The sequence below is a fragment of the Candidatus Poribacteria bacterium genome (assembly GCA_009839745.1).
Classification (GTDB): domain Bacteria; phylum Poribacteria; class WGA-4E; order WGA-4E; family WGA-3G; genus WGA-3G.
Genome location: VXPE01000089.1, coordinates 1 through 18,925, shown reverse-complemented (window position 1 = coordinate 18,925; position 18,925 = coordinate 1). Strand labels below are relative to the sequence as shown.

Sequence of the window (18,925 nt, the reverse complement as noted above, 5' to 3'; positions counted from 1 at the left end):
GTGTTAGCCCATATACCGGATACCGGAAGGCGTGCCGATGATGATTTTGTCGGCACGGTTCACAAATATCCCATTCTCCACTACGCCGGGGATGTTGTTCAGTTGCAACTCAACCGCTTCAGGCGCAGGAATCCCATCAAAGTGGCAATCGAGGATATAGTTTCCGTTGTCAGTGATAAGAGGAAACTGGTTTCCATCCTGTGCCGGTGAAAGACGTAACGTTGATTTTCCACAAATCCGGTTGACTTCGGTTTGTGTTGCCTCCCACCCGAATCGCACAATTTCGACAGGAAGTGGAAAGGTCGTGCCGAGGACACGTGATACTTTGCTTTCATCGACAACAATCAATATCTCTTTAGATGCGTTGGCGATGATTTTTTCTCTGACGAGTGCCGCGCCGCCACCTTTGATGAGGTTGAGGTCTTTGTCTACCTCATCGGCACCATCAATCGTCAGATCGAGACTCGGATGTGAAGCGAGCGTCGCGAGGGGTATCTGTTGTGCTGTCGCAATTTTTTCAGTGCCTGCAGAGGTCGGAATCCCTATAATATCAAGCCCTTCCCGCACCATCGCACCGAGTTTCAGGAGGGCATAGTAAACGGTGGAACCCGTCCCTAATCCCACAACCATGCCGGATCGGACGCGCTCTGTCGCTTTTTCTGCAGCAATTTTTTTCTGATTTTCTGTGTTCATGATACGTATAAGTTTACCAGAAAATCGTGTTCAAATCAAGAGATAATCTGAAATCCAGTAGGAGGGATCTCCGAATCTAAACCTTGACCCCTGACGGCTAATGATTTGACTTATTTCGCTGATTTTGGTAAAATAACCGTTATGAGGAATAAAATTCGCCGTAGCCAATTGGTCGTTGGACAGTTAGTCGCCGAACCCGGAACCCGAACAGAAGGACATATCAAAGTCGGCAGTATGCCCGATGGAACGGCTGTCCGATTGCCTGTTGTGCTAATCAACGGGACGTACCCCGGCAAAACACTTTACATACAAGCGATTAGTGACGGTGATGAACTCAACGGAATCGCCGTTGTTCACAGAGTGCTCTCTACGATCACACCAGAGCAGTTATATGGGAAGATTATCGCCGTCCCCCTCGTCAATTTTCACGCGTTTCATACGAAACAGGCGCTCAGCCCTGTAGACAACCGTAAAATGAACCGCTGTTTTCCCGGTAGGCGCGATGGAACATCGAGCGAACGGACAGCATATCATCTCTTTCGACGCGCCATTCAGCAAGCCGATTATTGTCTTGATCTGCACCAAGGTGGGGTACACCCGATGATCGACGAGGTCCGGGTGCGGGTTGACGAGAAACACGCGCTTCACGGTGCCTGTCTTGAACTCGCACGCGTTTTCGGCATAGGACATATTCTCAATCAGAAGGGACCCCAAGGACAACTCGCGCAAGCGGCACCAGAGGTCGGCATTCCAACAATTGATCCCGAATTAGGGGGCACCCACGGATGGGATGCAGAGAGCATCGAAAAGGGGGTGCGCGGTGTGCGCAATGTTTTACAATATTATAAATTCATTGCCGGAACACCACAGATTCCTGACCGACAGATCGTTGTTAAAAAGTTTGTACCCGTCCTCAGCAACGAAGGCGGATTCGTCTATTACAAGGCGGAATTGTATGATCGACTTGCGATGTATCAACCTATAGCGGACATCTGCGATGTGTTTGGCAAGGTTCGGGAGTCTATCCGTGCGCCAGTCGATGGTATTTTCTGGGCAAAACCCGTCTATCCAATGGTCGCCAGCGGTGGTATCATCGGCAAAATCGGCACACCGATCAAATATCTCTAATTTTTAATTTTACCTTGCGGGTAAACGACGTGGATTAGGACGCTGACGTGTCATTCTCAAGCGTCGCCCTCCGCTTCGCTTACGGGCTTGGTTTTCGTTTTCATTTCTTCCATGGATCCATCGCTTTATGAGGAGTCAATAGTTTGTATAAGCAAAATCGCGAAGCCTTTATAGAAAAGATGGGGCGTGGCGGGGTCGCTATCTTCGCCAGTACACCCCCCGCAATCTGGAATCACGACACCGAGTATAATTATCGTCCGGATCCGAATTTTTATTACCTTACGGGGTTTGAAGAACCAGAGTCGATCTGTGTCATCGCGCCCGATCATCCGAAACATCAATATATCCTGTTCGTGCGTCCGAAAGATAAGCAGGCGGAAATCTGGAACGGTAAGCGGGTTGGCGTTAAGGACGCTCGTAAACGCTACGGGGCAGATAAAGCCTATCCGATAGAGAAATTCAGTAAAAAAATCGGGAAATACCTACAAGGTGCCGAACGGCTTTACTATACGCTCGGCGCCAATGCGGATGTCGACGGTGAAATTCTCGCCCGTTTCACGCAGTCGGTCAGGTCACGCATCCGATCGGGCAAGGGGTTTGATACGCTTGTGGATCCGAGTCCTATTCTCAGCGAGCTGCGGTTAATCAAAAATGAGACGGAATTGCAGCGGACCCGATTGGCGACGGAGATTACCGTAGCCGGACACGTCGCCGCGATGAAAGCGGTGCGTCCGGGGTTGTATGAATACGAGTTGGAAGCACTCGTTGAATCCACGTTCCGTATGAACGGCGCAAACGGTGTCGCCTTTCCCACTATCGTTGCGAGTGGCGGAAACGCGACAACGCTCCACTATACAACGAATGACTGCCGGATTGAAGACGAAACCCTCGTCCTCATTGACGCAGGGGCAGAATACGGTCACTATTCTGGCGATGTGACCCGAACCTTTCCCGCGAACGGCACCTTCACTGAAGCGCAGCGAGAGATTTATCAGATTGTTCTTGACGCACACACTGCCATTATTGATGCTATCTGTCCGGGGGTTTCCATCGACGAACCGCACCAAAAGTCGATTGAGTTATTGACGGAAGGCATGCTCAGTCTCGGTCTCCTCAAGGGAAAAGCAAAGAAATTGATAAAGAAAGAGGCATACCGACAGTTTTACATGTACCGGATCGGACACATGCTCGGTTTAGATGTCCACGATGTCAATTGCGTCCACGAATCCAACGGTGATTTCAAAACCTTCCAACCCGGCATGGTGATGACCATTGAGCCGGGACTCTACGTCGCTGACGATACACAGGATGTGCCCCCGGCGTATCTCGGCATCGGGGTCCGCATAGAGGACGATATCCTCATCACAGAGGACGGGTGTGAAGTGCTGACGGACGGTGTCCCGAAAGAAATTGACGAAGTCGAAGCACTTGTCCAAGCGAGAAAATGGTAGCCTCACTTCGCAAGTTCTAATAGAGTAAAGAGTTGCAAGAGGGCACATCGTGAGCCTCAATTTTTCCTTGACCCTATGAGCCAAACCTGTTAGAATCTCCTTGGGGCACTTGAGCACGCGCCTGCGTGTGAAGTTGTGGATGTGCCTTCTGGGAGATACATACCAAGATAGAAAATTATCAAACGAGGTCTATATAGACGCGTGCAAGCTTTTTCGCCATTCTGGAAAATTTATCTTGACACGTGTTGTTTGAGCCGACTTTTTGATCCACCAACTCAAACACGTGTTATTGAGGAAGCCAAAGCTACTCATCAAATTCTCACTTACTGCTTTCGCGGGGATTGGCATTGGATTGCCAGCGATGTCATAATAGATGAAGTTGAGCAAACCCCGGATTTGGAAGAACGCACGCAGGTCGAAACCTTGTTAATGCTTACGCATCAGATTATCTCTGTCGGAGCAGAGGAAATATCAAGAGGTTTACAACTTGAATCGTTAGGTTTTAAGGAAAAAGATGCCTTGCATCTTGCCTGTGCTGAAAGTGGCGAGGCTGACATTTTCCTAACAACGGATGATAGGCTGCTCAGAAGATCACAACGGGCCCAAGCACGGCTTCACATCCAGGTCGAAAATCCAGAAACATGGTTACGGGAGGTGACAGGAAATGGACATTTTCCAGATGACGGATCTTGAGATTTATGAACTCGGCATTAAAGAACTTACAAAACAACTCGGCTCCGCGTATACAACACAATTCCTTCAAAACTGTAAACCGCGCACCTATGATTATACTGCTGAACGGCATAAATGGATGGACAAAGACCCGGATATCCGGACGCTTGCGAAACGTATCCAACAGGGAGCAGCATCGCGGAAAAAGGAGGAACGCCTCAAAGCCGAGCGGATTGCCGCATGGCGCGAAGGGATGTTAGAACTCACCGACATTGAAATCTATGAACTTGGATTTAAGATCTTAGCAGATGAACTCAAAGGCTACGGATTATTGAGGTTTATCACGCAGCATTTCAAACAGCTATGAAGTTACGGAAAGGAAAAACTAAAAGCATACTTGAAGGTTCTATTGACGCTGCTTTGTTAGCTGTTGAAACGAGTCCGCAAGGCAACAGTGAAAGATCCCTTTTGGAGGCACTCATCAGTTATGAACCCGAAGAACCTGTCAGTGGTATTTCGTTTCCAAGGCAGTCCAGAAAAGAAAATGAAGGGCACTTCACATTTGAAGACCTTTCTTAAAATCCGCGTCCTCCGTGTCCTCCGCGTCAATCCGCGATTCAGACAATTGACAAAATATTTACACCCCCGTTGATTTTCAGTTGATTCTAACAGGCAAATCGTGCTAAACTACACTATGCATCGTATGGAAATGAGGTACCAAGGGAGGCGATAGAAATGACAGAGCAAGATTTTCAGGACAGAATTTTTGAAGCCTTGTCGGGAATTGAATCGCGTTTAGAAAAACGACTCGATGCCATTGAGACACAGAGAAGAGAGGATAACGAGCGTTTAGAAAAACGCCTTAATGCCATTGAAACACAAAGGGAAAAGGATAACGAACGCTTAGAAAAACGACTCGATGCTATTGAAACCCACGTCGGGCAATTGAAGCACGATGTCGGATGGGTCAAAGGAAAATTGGAGGGGAAGCAGGAAGGCAGCGGTAGAATATTGACTGTCTTCACGACAGGGGCAGCAATTGCGGCAGTGATTATCGCCCTGATTGCCCTCTTCAGTTGATGGCGGTAAAGTGTCCAGCCACCTATAATAACCCACAGGAACAGCCGCTTCGCGACTTGCTCAAAATCCCACAGGCGGAAGGGATGTCTACCCTCATTTTACAGAATCCGAAGACCCGATCTCAAAGTCAAAGTTGAAGCAATAAGAGGATGCTAAAATCCGCGAAATCTGATAAATTCGCGACAATCCGCGATTCAGAATTATATTTTTTGGAGGAAACAGATGCCAAAACATGGAATTCCGAAGGCAAAAAAACTGAGAGGCATGAACAAATATCAGAAGAAAGCACATCGCCGGGGTGAAGACCGACTGCGCGGTAATGAGGTCGAATACTACCTCTCCCTCGCGTATTCTTCCAACGCCGATGATCGCGTCGAGGCGATGGACAACCTCTGTCCCTGCCACGTTCGGAAAAGCATTGACAAAGTGTGGGTGGCGCTCTACAAAGGCTTGGTTGATCCCGATCTGCGCGTCCGAAAAGCCGCGTGGCATACACTCGACGACGGCGGGAATCCGAACGATCCGAGACTGCAACCGCTCCTTGAAAGGATCGCTAAAGAGGAAACGGATCCGAGGCTCCGCCAAAATGCCCTCGACCTCATTGCTGCCACCCGAAAAGTTGAGGAGCAGAAGGAAGTGTTGTTGGGACAGAAAGCACATACCTTTGCTGGACGCTGTGATTGGTGTGGCGAGTCAAACGTGCCGGTCAGTTATGATTACGAGACCGAGTTTGAGACAAACGGCACTAAACGTTTCGCCTTCGTCTGTGAGGCGTGCGAATCCGTATAACGTTCAAGACTTAATCAATCAGTCATAGAAAATTAGTAAAGGGTTTCTCTCTTTTTTGGGGCTCTTGAAAAAAAATGAAGGAAAATTGATGCCGACGCAACAAAACAAATAATGTCCCAATTTATGGGCGCGTTTGCCGCTTTTGAAAAAAGTGAAGGGGAAATCAATTGCGGTTTTTGATGCGTTTTTACTGGGTTTGTGAATTTTGATGTTTCTATCCTTAAACCAAAGCAGTAGCTTGCAACAACGGCGCAAGCGGTTCTACGGAGAGGCAGGTAAAAGCCCAAACCCACCTGACCGAACCGCAAGGTAAATTAAAAAAATGATTCCTGATGATGTTTACGTCCACCAGACAGTGGAGGGCGATGCCGAGGCGTTCAACGAACTCGTCAATCGGCATCATTCAAAGATTTATGGGCTTGCGTACCGAATGCTCCGCAATCCCGAAGATGCCGCTGACGCGACACAGGAGACGTTTTTAGAGGCATACAAGTCAATTAAAGCGTTTCGATTTCAATCGCAGTTCGGGACATGGCTCTATAGTATCGGCATCAATACCTGCCAGCAGTATATCCGTAAATCGCAATCGCATGAACGCAAACTTACCGCTTATACCAGAGAAGCGGAAATAGATGGCGCGGTTTCTGAAACCGGATCCCCTGAAGGCGCAGTGGTCAATACAGAACAGAACGAAATGGTTCAAGGTGCCATCAGTCGGTTACCGAAGAAACAGCGCGAGGTCGTCATATTATACTATATGCAGCACCTCAAGTACCGGGAGATCGCTGAGATATTGAAGTGTTCGGAAGGCACTGTGGCTTCACGGTTGAATCAGGCACTGAAAAATCTCAAGCGGAAATTGAGCAAATATTATCTCTTGGAAGGGGGGGCTTGATGAATTTGAATTGCAAACAGACTCTTAACAATTTGCCACACCTCGTTCTAAACGGAGAGACGCGGACAGCAGAACCGACTGCTGAGGGAATTTCGCGACGCACCTTGTTGGAGCATCTGCGGACCTGTCCAGGCTGCCAAAGGGAATACGAAGCGTTGTGGCACACCGCAAGCGTGCTGGAGACGACAGAGGCTCCGGTGCCACCGCCGGAATTAGTCGGGAACATTCAACGCAGCGTTCGGCAACTCCATCGACAACAGCAACTTGCATTCTTCGCGGGTCCGTTAGCATGGTGCCTTGACCGATTGAAGGTGGATCTCTCGCCTCGGTTCGTCAATGCTGTCGTCTTACTCTTCTTTCTCGTCGCTTCCGGTTTTGTCATGAAACTGGCATTCTTTACGGAATCACAGGAACCCGAATTAGGTCTAACCGCAATGGAGAGGACACGGCTTGAACACGTCAAGATCTCACCGTCTCCATGGGCACTGGTTAAAGGCACTGAAACAAAGGTGGGGAACCTGGGCACACCGAAACAGCCTGTGATTGCTGTCCAGCATGCACGTGATTATTTCTTCAGTCCAACACAGGATGCATCGAAGATGTGGCCCACCGATACCGTAGATTATGAAGAACAAACAGGTGAAGCCAGCGTTGTGAGTTATTCCCAAAATGTCGGAAGTCAGAAACTTACCGTATTTTGGAATCACATTAAAACCGAGTTGTAGGTATACCAGCACGCCTGTGCTGCTCGGAGTGCCTTCATTTTAAAAATCCTTCCGTTAACGCAGGCGCGGTTTAGTAACCGCGCCTACACTTGCCCTTAGGCTCCATAATTACGCTTACCAGCATCAAAAAAGATTGACACACAACCGTTTTTTGTGTATAATCGCCTAAAGTTAGGTATACCTCACGGATAACGATCCTGTATTGGTATTAAAATTAGGCACAAAATCGCAATCTTGCAACACCGGCACAAAGGTAAAATTAAAAAAAGAGAATGGCTTCAGTGCAAAATACATCCCACGAAAAACCGCTCTTGGAAATTTCAGGCTTAAAAACGGTTTTCCCAACAGACGATGGTATCGTCAACGCCGTGAACGATGTCAGTTTTAAAATTGATCGCGGGCAGACTGTCGGGGTTGTCGGCGAAAGTGGCTGCGGAAAAAGCATCACTGGACTCTCGCTGCTGCAACTCGTGCCGTCACCCGGACGTATTGAAGCCGGTGAGATCCAATTTTATCGCAACGGTGAAGAGGCTCCGTTAGACATTGCACAGGTGGCACCAAAAAGCGAATTGATGCGCGAAATCCGCGGCAACGAAATTGCCATCATTTTCCAGGAACCCATGACCTCCCTCAATCCGGTCTATACGATCGGAAACCAGATTGCTGAAGCGATTGTCTTACACGAGCAGGTCGATAAAAAGACGGCACGTGAACGCGCAATTGAGATGATCGCGCGTGTCGGTATACCTGCCCCTACACAACGCGTCGATGAATACCCACACCAACTCTCGGGTGGCATGCGTCAACGCGTCATGATTGCAATGGCACTCTGTTGTTCACCGACACTCCTCATTGCAGACGAACCCACGACCGCTCTCGATGTGACCATCCAAGCGCAGGTGCTGGGTCTCATGCAGGAACTCCAAGCGGAGATGGGGATGGCAATTATGCTCATCACTCACGACCTCGGCGTTATCGCCGATCTCGCGGATGAAGTCGTTGTCATGTATGCAGGGCGCGTCGTCGAAAAAGGCACGGTTGATGACATCTTCTATAATCCGCTGCATCCTTACACGCAGGGATTGCTAAAGTCCATACCCGTCCTCGGGAAGACGCCGCAGAAAACCTTGCCCTCCATACCCGGGACGGTGCCACACCCCTTGACACTGCCGGTCGGATGCTCGTTTCAAGCCCGGTGTTCGGAGCGGATGCCAGCGTGTGAACAGATGCCGGAACTCATGGGAGAAACGGAAAATCGCGGACACGCTGTCCGATGCTGGCTTCATACTTTTTAATTTATTGCTCCTGGGCTGCGCTCCATTTCATTACGCGCAGGTTTTCGATTAAGTTTTACTGAGTTTGGAAATTTTGACGTTTCTTTTTTTACCCAAACCTGTAGCCTGCAACAATACACAGAAATGCCCCGGGGAATGTCACACGGAGAACCTTCATACCCAGGGAAGCCCACACGGGAGACCTCATACCGTTGATTCTGATTCGCAAAAACACGCAGGCGGATATACGTCGATGAACATTATACCATTTCTAAAAGTTTATATCGCATTAACCGCACCTGAGTGCACAGAGTCTTTGCGAATGCCACACGCGCATTCGCCAGTCTATGCTACAAGCAAGCACAAACTAAAAGTTTATGCTACAATTTCAATCAGAAATGGTATTATTTGCCAAACTCACCTAACCGAACTGCAAGGAAAAATTAAAAATCGGTAAACTGAAGTGCTTAGCCCGTAAGCGTAGCGGAGGGCGAGTCTACGGAGAGGCAGATAAAGTTCAAACCTACCCGACCGAACCGCAAGGAAAAATTAAAGAATGAAATTGCTTCAGGTGAACGATCTCAGAAAATATTTTCCGATACAGAAAGGTATCTTTCAACGCACTGTCGGTTATGTCAAGGCGGTCGATGGTATCAATTTTGATGTCCAACGCGGTGAGACGCTCGGACTCGTCGGTGAAAGTGGCTGCGGGAAAACCACAGCAGGACGATGCTTGCTCCGATTGATTCCACCCACAAGCGGGAGTTTCGTTTTCGGTGAGGAAGAGGTAGATTTAGCGAAGTTGACTCACCATGAGATGCGCCCGTATCGTAGACGTATCCAGATGATCTTCCAAGACCCGCATGCCTCGCTCAATCCACGGATGACGGTAGGAGACATCGTCGGAGAACCGATGCGCGTCAACCGGACCGAGAAAGGAACAGCACTTCAAGACCGGATTGTTGAGTTACTGGAATCTGTAGGTTTGAGATCGCAGGATACGCGCCGATATCCACACGCCTTCAGTGGTGGGCAACGTCAACGTATCGGTATTGCGCGGGCGTTAGCACTCCAACCTGAACTCATCGTGGCAGATGAACCCGTCTCGGCGTTAGATGTTTCCGTCCAAGCACAAATTCTCAATTTGCTGGCGGAGCTCCGTGAAAAATTTCAACTCTCTTATATCTTTATCGCGCACGATCTGAGTGTCGTTGAACATATCAGCGACCGCGTCGCTGTCATGTATCTCGGAAAAATCGTGGAGATCAGTGATGCTGAAACCCTCTATCAATCGCCGAAGCATCCGTATACGGAGGCATTAATATCCGCTGTGCCACTGCCAGATCCGAGTGCGCAGCGCAAACGTGAACACATCCGTCTTGAAGGGGATGTCCCCGATCCGTCTCAACCGCCCCCTGGATGCTATTTTCACCCGCGGTGCCGATACGCAACCGATATATGCAAACAGGAAACCCCGGAACTCCGTCAGGTAGCATCGGGTGTTCAGGTGGCATGTCATCATAGTGATACGTTGGCGTTACAGGGAGTGTAGTGATGTCAAAACCAAAGATGTCTGCAGACCAACTCTCCGAATGTAGAAAGCGACTCGAGCAACTGCAAATCCTTCGGAATGCAGCGAAAACTCTAATTATCTTACTGATTTTCATTGCGGGTTGTTCAGGAAACCCGTTAGAGGATACCTCCGATTTTCCGAGTGGAATTGAAGCGAAAGAGGCACCGATGTGGGCAAAGCTCGTTGCTGAAGACAAACTCCCCTCTCTCGCGGAACGGCTCCCAGAAAATCCGCTCGTCGCCAAGACGAATTTTGATGGCTATGAACGTCCCGGTCCCTATGGCGGCACGTGGCACCGGTTCCATACACATCCGGATTTGGGGACATGGAAGATGACAGCCGGGTATGCGCCACTCATCCGATGGAAATTTGATGCCTCTGGTCTGGAACCCGGTCTTGCTGAAACATGGGAGTTTAATGAGGATGGAAGTATCTTGACCTTGCATCTCCGCAAGGGGGTCAAATGGTCGGACGGACATCCGTATACCTCTGCCTCGTTTGCTTTCTATTATGACCTCTGCCTTGATGAACGATACAAATACAGCCCACCGGTTTGGTGCAAGGTCAACGGTATTCCGATGGAAGTCGAAACCCCCGATGATTACACGATTGTAATGAAATTCGCAGGTCCCAATTGGCTCGTGCCGCTCTGGTTGGCGACGGGTTTTTGGTGGTGTAATCAGTATAACATTCCCAAGCACTACATGATGCAGTTCCACCCGGATGGAAATCCGGAATACAAAGACTTCATCCGATTTGAGAAGGAAAACATCCCACACCAAAACCCGGAGCGCCCCACGTTATGGCCCTGGCGGGTGATAAAATATGAGAAGGGCGGTTTCCGGGTTGAGCTCGAGCGCAATCCGTATTACTATGTCGTTGATGAACTCGGCAGGCAGCTCCCTTATATTGACAGCGTCAAAACGAGTTTGGTGCCTGAGCCGCAGGTGCGCGTGCTCAAAATCCTCGCAGGGGAGATCGACTGCCAATACCGCGGGATGGAACTCCGCGATCTCGCACTCTATTTGAAGGGACAGGAGAAGGGAAACTATAAGGTCCGTCGCTGGAAAAGCACGGCTGGCGCACAACCCGCTATTTTGATTAACTGGACCGCCCCCGATCCTGTGTTAAGAAAACTCATTCGAGATCAGCGTTTCCGAAAGGCACTCGCTTATGGTATTGATCGTGTGAAATGTAATGAAATCGCATGGCGCGGCTTGTTGGAACCCCAAGCAGCAACCGTCAGCCAAGAGGGGTGGCACTTCGCCGATGAAGATGGACAGACCCTCTTTGAAGAATGGAAACGCGCCGATGCAGACTTTGATATTGATGCAGGAAACCGGCTTCTCGATGAAATGGGACTCATAGCACGTGATGAGGACGGTTATAGACTCCGTCCCGATGGCAAACCGATTGAGATGCTCATGGACGTGCCGAGTTCTAATCTGAATAGCCAAGAGAACGATATCGGATTAATTATTCAGGAGGGATGGGAGCAGCTCGGTTTGAAAACCCTGCTTTATACGCCTCCGGGTGCCGAATTAAGTCTGCGGCGCACGCTCGGTAAATTCACGATCAGTATGCACGGTGAAGCGGAGATGGATCTCTTCACGTATCCCGATTGGGTGTTTCCGACACTTCCGAAGTATTGGCATCCGAAGGTCGGGAAGTGGTATGAGACGGGGGGTGAAAAGGGTGAACCCCCTACCGGACCCCTAAAAAAGTTGCTTGATTTATACGACGAGATTAAGAAGGAACCCGATGAAAAACAACGACATCAATACGTCCGGGATGCAGTCAGGATTCACATTGACGAGGGACCGTTTCACCTCGGTTCTGCGGCGCGTTCACCATCGCTTTTAGTTGTATCAAACCATTTTCACAACGTCCCCAACGACGGCATTTTGGGTCCATGGGCGATTGTTACCCCCGCGACCAGTTATCCCGAACAGTGCTGGCTATCCAAGGAGACACACCCATAATTACCTATATCATTCGCCGATGTTTGATCGCAATTCCGACACTCATGGCGATTTCCATCATCTCTTTTATCATCATCCAGCTCCCGCAAGGCGATTACCTCGACCGCGAAATTCAGCGGTTAGAAGAGGAGTTCGGCGATAGCAGTTCACTGGCGCATGTTGAGGAATTGCGGGAACGCTACGGTTTGAACGAACCACTCTGGAAACGCTACTTTATCTGGATAACCGGTTTTGTGCGCGGGAACTTCGGCGAGTCGTTTGAGTATAAACGGGAAGTCCACGAACTGATATGGGATAGGATCGCCTTTACTCTGATTATCTCTGTAGGATCGCTTATCTTCACCTATGTTATCGCTATTCCCCTCGGTGTCTATTCCGCAACACACCAATACAAGTGGTCAGACCACTTTCTGACCTTCCTCAGTTTTGTCGGGATGTCCATACCGGCGTTTCTCTTGGCACTCTCGTTGATGGTATTCGCCTTTGACATCTTCGGTGTTCCACTGTTTGGGCTATTCTCGGCTTACTATGAAGGCGCGCCGTGGACCTGGGGCAAACTCAACGACCTGTTCAAGCACCTGTGGATCCCTGTTATCGTCGTCGGGATTAACGGGACCGCGAGTTTGATGCGGATCATGCGGGGTAACCTGCTCGACGTTCTCGGACAGCCTTTCGTCCAAACAGCGAGAGCGAAAGGGCTTAAAGAGATCGTTGTGGTGAGTAAACATGCAGTGCGGATTGCGATCAATCCACTCATCAGCATTTTAGGGATGAGTCTACCCGGTATTCTCTCCGGTTCAGCGATTGTCTCAATCGTCTTGGGGTTACCGACAGTCGGACCGATTCTTTTACGCAGTTTATTGAACGAGGACATCTATCTCGCGGGGACGTTGATTATGATGCTGAGCCTCCTTTTGGTTATCGGCAACCTGCTCGCGGATATAGCCCTCGCTTGGGTAGATCCAAGGATTCGTTATGAGTGATTTTTAATTTTACCTTTACATTACGGGCTACACAGTTTGGATTAATATATGCAATCTACAATTGAGACTGCGGAAGAAGTTAAGGATGCAGCCGAAGTAGGGCAACTGAGTTATCGCCAACTGATATGGCGCCGGTTTCGCAAGAATCGGATGGGGGTTATTGCGGGGGTCCTCTTGCTGGTCTTTTATATTCTCGCCAGTGGCGCCGATTTCTTTGCACCCTATCACTATAACGATATCAATATGCGACTGCGCCATGTGCCGCCCCAACGTCTCCATTTCTCGGTCGAAGATGGGTTCTATGTTCACGGCTTAAAGTCCGTCCGGAATCCAGAAAGTCTTGAGTTGGAATTCACCAAAGACTTGGCACGACGTCACCCCGTTGAATTCTTCTTCAAGGATGCCGAAGGCAAACGGCACCTATTCAGTTCCTCGGGTCCCATGTTCCTGTTAGGCACTGATCGGATGGGACGCGACCTGCTCTCGCGTATTATGTACGGAGCACGCGTCTCTATGACACTCGGCTTGGTCGGTGTGTTTTTGAGCATCATTCTCGGTTCTATCCTCGGCACTATCTCTGGCTATTGGGGCGGATGGGTAGACAATCTCATCCAACGTATTATTGAAGTCCTTTCGGCGTTCCCGGACATCCCGCTATGGATGGCACTCGGTGCCGCACTGCCGCCCGGTTGGTCGAGTATCCAAATCTATTTCGGTATCACCATTATTTTATCGATTATACGGTGGGGGGGATTGGCACGGCAGGTCCGCGGTAAGGTCTTGGCGTATCGGGAAAGTGATTTCGTGATGGCGGCGCGTGCCGCGGGCGCGGGACATTGGCACATCATCACAAGGCATTTGTTACCCGGGTGTTACAGTCATATCATCGTTATCGCTACACTCGCTATTCCGGGTATGATCCTTGGAGAGACTGCCCTCAGTTTTTTGGGGTTAGGAATTCGTCCACCGATGACGAGTTGGGGGGTCCTCTTGGAGGAGGCGCAGCGTGTTACCGTGCTACTCCATTATCCGTGGCTCATTTTCCCAGCACTCCCAGTACTTATTGTCGTGATTGCCTTTAACTTCTTAGGAGATGCCCTCCGCGACGCAGCGGATCCCTATTCAGATTAAAAGTAGCAGGCACACTCCGTGTGCCGTCCGCAAAATCCAGCAATTTACCTCTATTGTTTTTTTGGGAGAAAAAATGCCAACAAACATGGACCTCGGATTCTTTGCAACAGATGTTTCATTCACCGACAAAGCAGCGATCGTTACAGGTTCCAGTCGTGGTATCGGACGCGCAATCGCCATTGAATTGGCGCGCCAAGGTGCTGATGTCCTTATCAACTACAACCAGAATCGGGATGCCGCCGAATCCGTCCAACAGGAAATAGAGGCACTCGGTAGAAAAGCGGTTATTATCCAAGCCGACATCAGCGACCTGGAGGCACACGAAAAACTACTTGATACCGCACATAGTGCCTTCGGAAAGGTAGATATCCTCATCAACAACGCCGGCATCACCCGTATCGCTGACATTCTTGAAGAAACACCGGAACAGTTCGATCTGATTGTTAACACCAACCTCAAGGCAACCCACTTTCTGACGCAACGCGTCGCCAACTACATGGTGACAAACGAGATTCGTGGTTGTATTATCTATACGCTCTCGATTTCCGATATTATGGCGTCCGACAACCGAACCGCTTATTGTATCTCAAAAGCAGGGTTAGAGATGAGCATGCGTGCCTTTGCGGGACGCTTAGCAGGACACGGTATTAAGGTGAACGGCATCGCTGCGGGTGTAATTGATACCGACCTCTCGCGCGTCCGTATACCCGATTATGAGGAAGCCGCGGAGAAAGGCTATATCTTCATGGTCCGTGCTGGCGCGCCTGAGGATGTCGCCCACGCCACGATTTCTGCGATGCGACTTTACGATACCGGGGTCGTCCTCCCCGCCGCTGGTGGCGTGATGACACCGCTATTGAATCTCCGCTCCATGGCAGAGTTAAATATGAACAAAGAGAAGTGATTGGAGATGATAGTGAGACAGGATAAAACAACAATCGGGCAAGAGCAAATGGCGGTGTCCTTTTACCCCTCTGATAAGCGGGACAAAGGGGTTCTTTCCATTCTTCAGGCAAGGGGGGTATATCCCTTATACCATTTCTAAAAGATTATATTGCATTGACAGATCACCTCAAAGACTGCACAGGCTAACAGCCTATGCTACAAAGCACTCGTTTATTGAAGCATTTTCAATCAGAAATGGTATTACAACAAAACTTTAACCCAAAAGGCGCGCGAAAACAGGAGACCAAGATGTTTGATTTTCCCGGTCGTCCGATGCGTCCGCATCGATGGCACGTAAGAAAGAGTGGACACATCACGAAATCCCAGTTGCGCCATCGCGGCACAATACTGACCGAGGGCGAACTGATGGCGTTTGAGCAGGAGAGGGAAATGAAGACACCTGGTATCATAACCTTCGACGACTTAAACCGACCCAGATTTTTCCACTTCGATTCGATCGTTGAAGCTGAGCGAGAGAAGATGCTTCTGAATATCCACGATCGCGCACTACGAGAAATTTATTGTGAGATTCACGGCATAAAGATGCCCAGCCACCCAGAGACACATTTTTCGAGAACCGAGTTGTTAGACCGCGGACACTGGACGGAAGAACGGATCAACATGTTCTTAGAACCAGAGTCGTTTTCCACGTCTCTTCTTGATGTGCGTATCGAATATGTGATCTATTCTAAGACGGCCGTCCGCAAAGTGGAGAGATCCGAAGAGTATAAAGCTTTGTGGCAGGGAGAAAAAGAAAAGCGAGCCGCGAGACGCAAAGAAATCCGTGAGAAAGTAAAAATCACGCAATCACGCCTGATCTCCGAACGTGGCTGGACGAAGGGATTAATAGGCGACCTACTGGGCGAACCTGATCTACTCGTAGACAATCCACATTACAAAACGGCACCACAAATGCGGTTGTACTTCCTCGATCGCGTCAAAGAAATTGAGGAAACAAGCCCGCTTTTTGCGAAGCGACGCAAAAAGCGGGGTCCCAAAAATCCCCTTATGTCTAATAGAATCCCGAAGCTTTAGGTCAGGACGTCAGACCTGCTTCTGAATTCCACAAGTGCTTCTGTATGACGCTGTGGAGGTTTCCTCGGACTTTAGAGCGAGGTCTATCACTATGGGGACTTGTGCGCACGCGTTACATAATCCCAATATCCCGTAATATCGACTTTTTGATTTTACAGACCATCGTATACGCTGGATCGAAGACGTTCCCCATATCGTATTCTACCGCTTGCCCCAACAAGGTGTGTGCGGCACGTTTCTCCAAACCGAGTTCATCCAACCACCGGAGCAGTTCCGTCGTTGCGTGTTGCACCGCCTGATCCAACGGACGCGCATTCCCCGCTGCCAGAATATAATCGTTGTTTTCCGCACGGGGCCAGTTGATGCTTTTTCCCTTGAGTACTTCAACCGTGAACTGGACATCAAAAGAGATTTCGATCCCAGTCCCGACGATTTCACCATCACCTTGCACGGCGTGTCCATCACCCAGAAAAAAGAGCGCGCCGGGGACAAAAACTGGAAAATAGACGGTGACACCCTCCTGAAAACCGCGGTAGTCCATGTTACCGCCGTGTGTGGAGGAGGTCGCTGTCGAGATCGCTTGTCCTCGCGGCGGCGCAACCCCGAAACACCCCACCATCGGTTCAAGCGGGAGTGTGAGTTTACCCAACTGTGTTTCTGGTGTCGTTAACGTCGCCGTCCACTTCTCCACATCCACATGCCACTCTGCGAGACCACGACCGCCTTCCGGCATCTCGGACGCTGCGTAGTCCGGGTCGAGGACATTCGGAGCAACAGTCATAGCCGTCCGTCCGATGGGACGATTCGGGAGGATCCGATCGAAATGAACTGCTAACGTATCCCCCGGTTCTGCCGATTCAATATAAAAGGGACCTGTTTGTGGGTTTCCTCTTTCGGTTACCTGTGTATCGGTGGCATCGTAGCCTGCGTTGTCCACAGTGGTTGTGAAAACGGTATCCCCGCTCTCAATATGAAGTACCGGTTCGTGTGCACCAATTGCTGTGTAATAGACCCTCGGTTCAAAGTGATGTGTCGCCATATTTTAATTTTCCTTGGGGAGAAACAACGTGCGTTCCATCTTTAACGTGCGTTCTCAAATCCGCATCTCACACGTCATCGGCCTCATCGCCGGTGGACAGTTTCAATCGCCGTTTGACGCTAAAGCTCGTCGGAAATCCTCTGGACTTTCTGCTAAGATCGCGGCGCGATGTAGCTGCTTAAGATATTGGGAATCCTCAATTGTTTCTAATACCCGTTTGAAAGCGCTTGCCGCATCAGGCTCTAAGCGAAGTTCTAAGACTTCAAGGATGTCCTCACGGGCGCGTTTTTTCATACCCTGTTCAAGTCCCTGTTCAAGTCCCTGTTGGTGTGCTTCCGCTGTTGCTTTCTCCGTCCAGTATTCGATAATATTAGATTGCTGCATGGTTTCCTCCAGAATAATATTTGAAATCAGTTCCGATTTGTAAACTAAATTCCCTAAAACCGCAAGGCTCCCGAGGTATGCTGGCTTATTCGGGACATCAACGCTATCTGCGGTTTGGACACAGCGACGCAGCCATTCTTCAGCGTCCATATCCGTAGGACGTTTCATCAGCGGTGTAAAAGGGAGCAAACCCGTTGGCTTCGTATCAAGAATTGGCTTACCTTCCATTTCAATCAGCCGCAGGACTTGATATTCAATGAAGATCTGATGCCCTGCTATATTTTGCTCGTAAACGCCACGATCCCGTCGCCCCGCATCCGGTCGAAGATAAATGACACTTGAATACACCGGCAACCGATAGGTCTCGATCAGCCGAATGATATAGCCTGCCATTCGAAGTGACATTTCAGGATCATAACTGTCCGTCGTCTGAAATTCCAAATGGACCAAGGCCTCTTCACCGTTAAGTTCTACTTTGATGACGATATCTGCTTCGTGCATTTCAACGGTAGGTTGTTCAGGAACGATCAGTTCAACAAAAGTAGCGTCGCCTTTCTCAAAGTTTAGGCAGTGATTGACGAAGTCCATGGGGTGCGTTTGTGCTTGTGTTTTGCTAACGGTATCAAAGATCGCCATGCTGTTCCTTTTCTGAGTTCAACGAATTATACCATACATCTGCAATGTGAAACAAATTTTTATCCAGAGACATTCAATTTTCGGTTTTCTGAGTCAATTATCGGGAACAAGTCATGGGGTTAATGAAGATTAATTTATTAATTCGGTAATTTCCTAACGGGTCCGGTGCGGTTAGGAAACCGCACCTACCGGGCCGGGGAAAATATTGGATTACCGATTTATTTTCTGAAACTTCATGAACCCCATTTCACAGAGATTGCAGAAGGGCTTTGTAAGCGCGAGTTTCTTCATACACAAGGATCGGGGTTGGAAACCCCTCCAACAAAAGGGGTGTCATGACGGGGGATATATCTATAGAATCCGAGAAAGTGGGTGGCACGTCTATGGAGAGATCGGGGTTCAGATGAAAATGTTACGCAGCTAAGGGAAGGAGGGGACTGCCGAATTGCACAAAACATACCTTTTGTTACATTCGGAAGGAGAGCGGTCGGATTTTAAGACACCCGTAGC

19 protein-coding genes are annotated in these 18,925 nt (G+C 49.4%); 16 read left to right on the top strand and 3 right to left on the bottom strand.

All coding sequences use genetic code 11. From position 1 onward, the window contains the following. Positions 1-3: 3 nt before the first annotated feature. Complete coding sequence (gene rpiA / locus F4X88_14505; protein MYA57502.1) at positions 4-693, bottom strand: ribose-5-phosphate isomerase RpiA; 690 nt, start codon at positions 691-693, stop codon at positions 4-6. A gap of 141 nt (positions 694-834) precedes the next feature. Between rpiA and F4X88_14500 the strand changes: the two genes are divergently transcribed. The 16 genes from F4X88_14500 (at position 835) to F4X88_14425 (ending at position 16,356) form a co-directional block, all read left to right on the top strand. Beyond that, positions 835-1,821: a deacylase gene (locus tag F4X88_14500; GenBank protein ID MYA57501.1), complete on the top strand. Its 987-nt coding sequence runs from the start codon at positions 835-837 to the stop codon at positions 1,819-1,821. A 143-nt stretch (positions 1,822-1,964) separates the two neighbouring features. Further along, positions 1,965-3,272 carry a M24 family metallopeptidase gene (locus tag F4X88_14495; GenBank protein ID MYA57500.1) on the top strand — a complete coding sequence of 436 codons (1,308 nt, stop codon included), beginning with the start codon at positions 1,965-1,967 and terminating at the stop codon, positions 3,270-3,272. Between the two features lie 174 nt (positions 3,273-3,446). Beyond that, positions 3,447-3,965 (top strand): type II toxin-antitoxin system VapC family toxin, encoded by a 519-nt coding sequence (locus F4X88_14490; GenBank protein MYA57499.1) that lies wholly within the window; start codon positions 3,447-3,449, stop codon positions 3,963-3,965. Then, on the top strand, positions 3,937-4,311 hold the full coding sequence (locus F4X88_14485) for a hypothetical protein (protein MYA57498.1): 375 nt from the start codon (positions 3,937-3,939) through the stop codon (positions 4,309-4,311). The genes F4X88_14490 and F4X88_14485 overlap by 29 nt, the downstream gene beginning before the upstream one ends. Beyond that, positions 4,308-4,523, top strand: coding sequence for a hypothetical protein (locus F4X88_14480; protein MYA57497.1), 216 nt, complete (start codon positions 4,308-4,310; stop codon positions 4,521-4,523). The genes F4X88_14485 and F4X88_14480 overlap by 4 nt, the downstream gene beginning before the upstream one ends. A 156-nt stretch (positions 4,524-4,679) precedes the next feature. Next, entirely contained in the window at positions 4,680-5,024 is a 345-nt protein-coding gene (locus F4X88_14475) for a hypothetical protein (GenBank protein MYA57496.1), read from the top strand. Between the two features lie 222 nt (positions 5,025-5,246). Continuing rightward, the gene (locus F4X88_14470; GenBank protein MYA57495.1) at positions 5,247-5,813 is read left to right on the top strand and encodes a HEAT repeat domain-containing protein; all 567 of its coding nucleotides are present in this window, start codon (positions 5,247-5,249) and stop codon (positions 5,811-5,813) included. A 322-nt stretch (positions 5,814-6,135) separates the two neighbouring features. Then, the gene (locus tag F4X88_14465; protein ID MYA57494.1) at positions 6,136-6,708 is read left to right on the top strand and encodes a sigma-70 family RNA polymerase sigma factor; all 573 of its coding nucleotides are present in this window, start codon (positions 6,136-6,138) and stop codon (positions 6,706-6,708) included. Beyond that, positions 6,708-7,433: a hypothetical protein gene (locus F4X88_14460; protein ID MYA57493.1), complete on the top strand. Its 726-nt coding sequence runs from the start codon at positions 6,708-6,710 to the stop codon at positions 7,431-7,433. The genes F4X88_14465 and F4X88_14460 overlap by 1 nt, the downstream gene beginning before the upstream one ends. Positions 7,434-7,705: 272 nt before the next feature. Beyond that, a complete protein-coding gene (locus tag F4X88_14455) occupies positions 7,706-8,728 on the top strand; it encodes an ABC transporter ATP-binding protein (GenBank protein ID MYA57492.1) in 1,023 nt (340 codons plus the stop codon). 535 nt (positions 8,729-9,263) lie between these two features. Then, a complete protein-coding gene (locus tag F4X88_14450) occupies positions 9,264-10,259 on the top strand; it encodes a dipeptide ABC transporter ATP-binding protein (protein MYA57491.1) in 996 nt (331 codons plus the stop codon). Between the two features lie 2 nt (positions 10,260-10,261). After that, positions 10,262-12,262: an ABC transporter substrate-binding protein gene (locus tag F4X88_14445; GenBank protein MYA57490.1), complete on the top strand. Its 2,001-nt coding sequence runs from the start codon at positions 10,262-10,264 to the stop codon at positions 12,260-12,262. Beyond that, positions 12,259-13,245, top strand: coding sequence for an ABC transporter permease (locus F4X88_14440; protein MYA57489.1), 987 nt, complete (start codon positions 12,259-12,261; stop codon positions 13,243-13,245). Before F4X88_14445 ends, F4X88_14440 begins: the two co-directional genes overlap by 4 nt. 48 nt (positions 13,246-13,293) lie before the next feature. Beyond that, positions 13,294-14,376, top strand: coding sequence for an ABC transporter permease (locus F4X88_14435; protein ID MYA57488.1), 1,083 nt, complete (start codon positions 13,294-13,296; stop codon positions 14,374-14,376). Beyond that, the gene (locus F4X88_14430) at positions 14,339-15,280 is read left to right on the top strand and encodes an SDR family NAD(P)-dependent oxidoreductase (protein MYA57487.1); all 942 of its coding nucleotides are present in this window, start codon (positions 14,339-14,341) and stop codon (positions 15,278-15,280) included. Before F4X88_14435 ends, F4X88_14430 begins: the two co-directional genes overlap by 38 nt. A 290-nt stretch (positions 15,281-15,570) precedes the next feature. Further along, on the top strand, positions 15,571-16,356 hold the full coding sequence (locus F4X88_14425) for a hypothetical protein (protein ID MYA57486.1): 786 nt from the start codon (positions 15,571-15,573) through the stop codon (positions 16,354-16,356). A gap of 112 nt (positions 16,357-16,468) precedes the next feature. Here F4X88_14425 and F4X88_14420 read toward each other — a convergent pair whose 3' ends face one another. Continuing rightward, complete coding sequence (locus F4X88_14420) at positions 16,469-17,395, bottom strand: acetamidase (protein MYA57485.1); 927 nt, start codon at positions 17,393-17,395, stop codon at positions 16,469-16,471. A 102-nt stretch (positions 17,396-17,497) separates the two neighbouring features. After that, positions 17,498-18,415 carry a hypothetical protein gene (locus tag F4X88_14415; protein MYA57484.1) on the bottom strand — a complete coding sequence of 306 codons (918 nt, stop codon included), beginning with the start codon at positions 18,413-18,415 and terminating at the stop codon, positions 17,498-17,500. Positions 18,416-18,925: the final 510 nt, after the last annotated feature.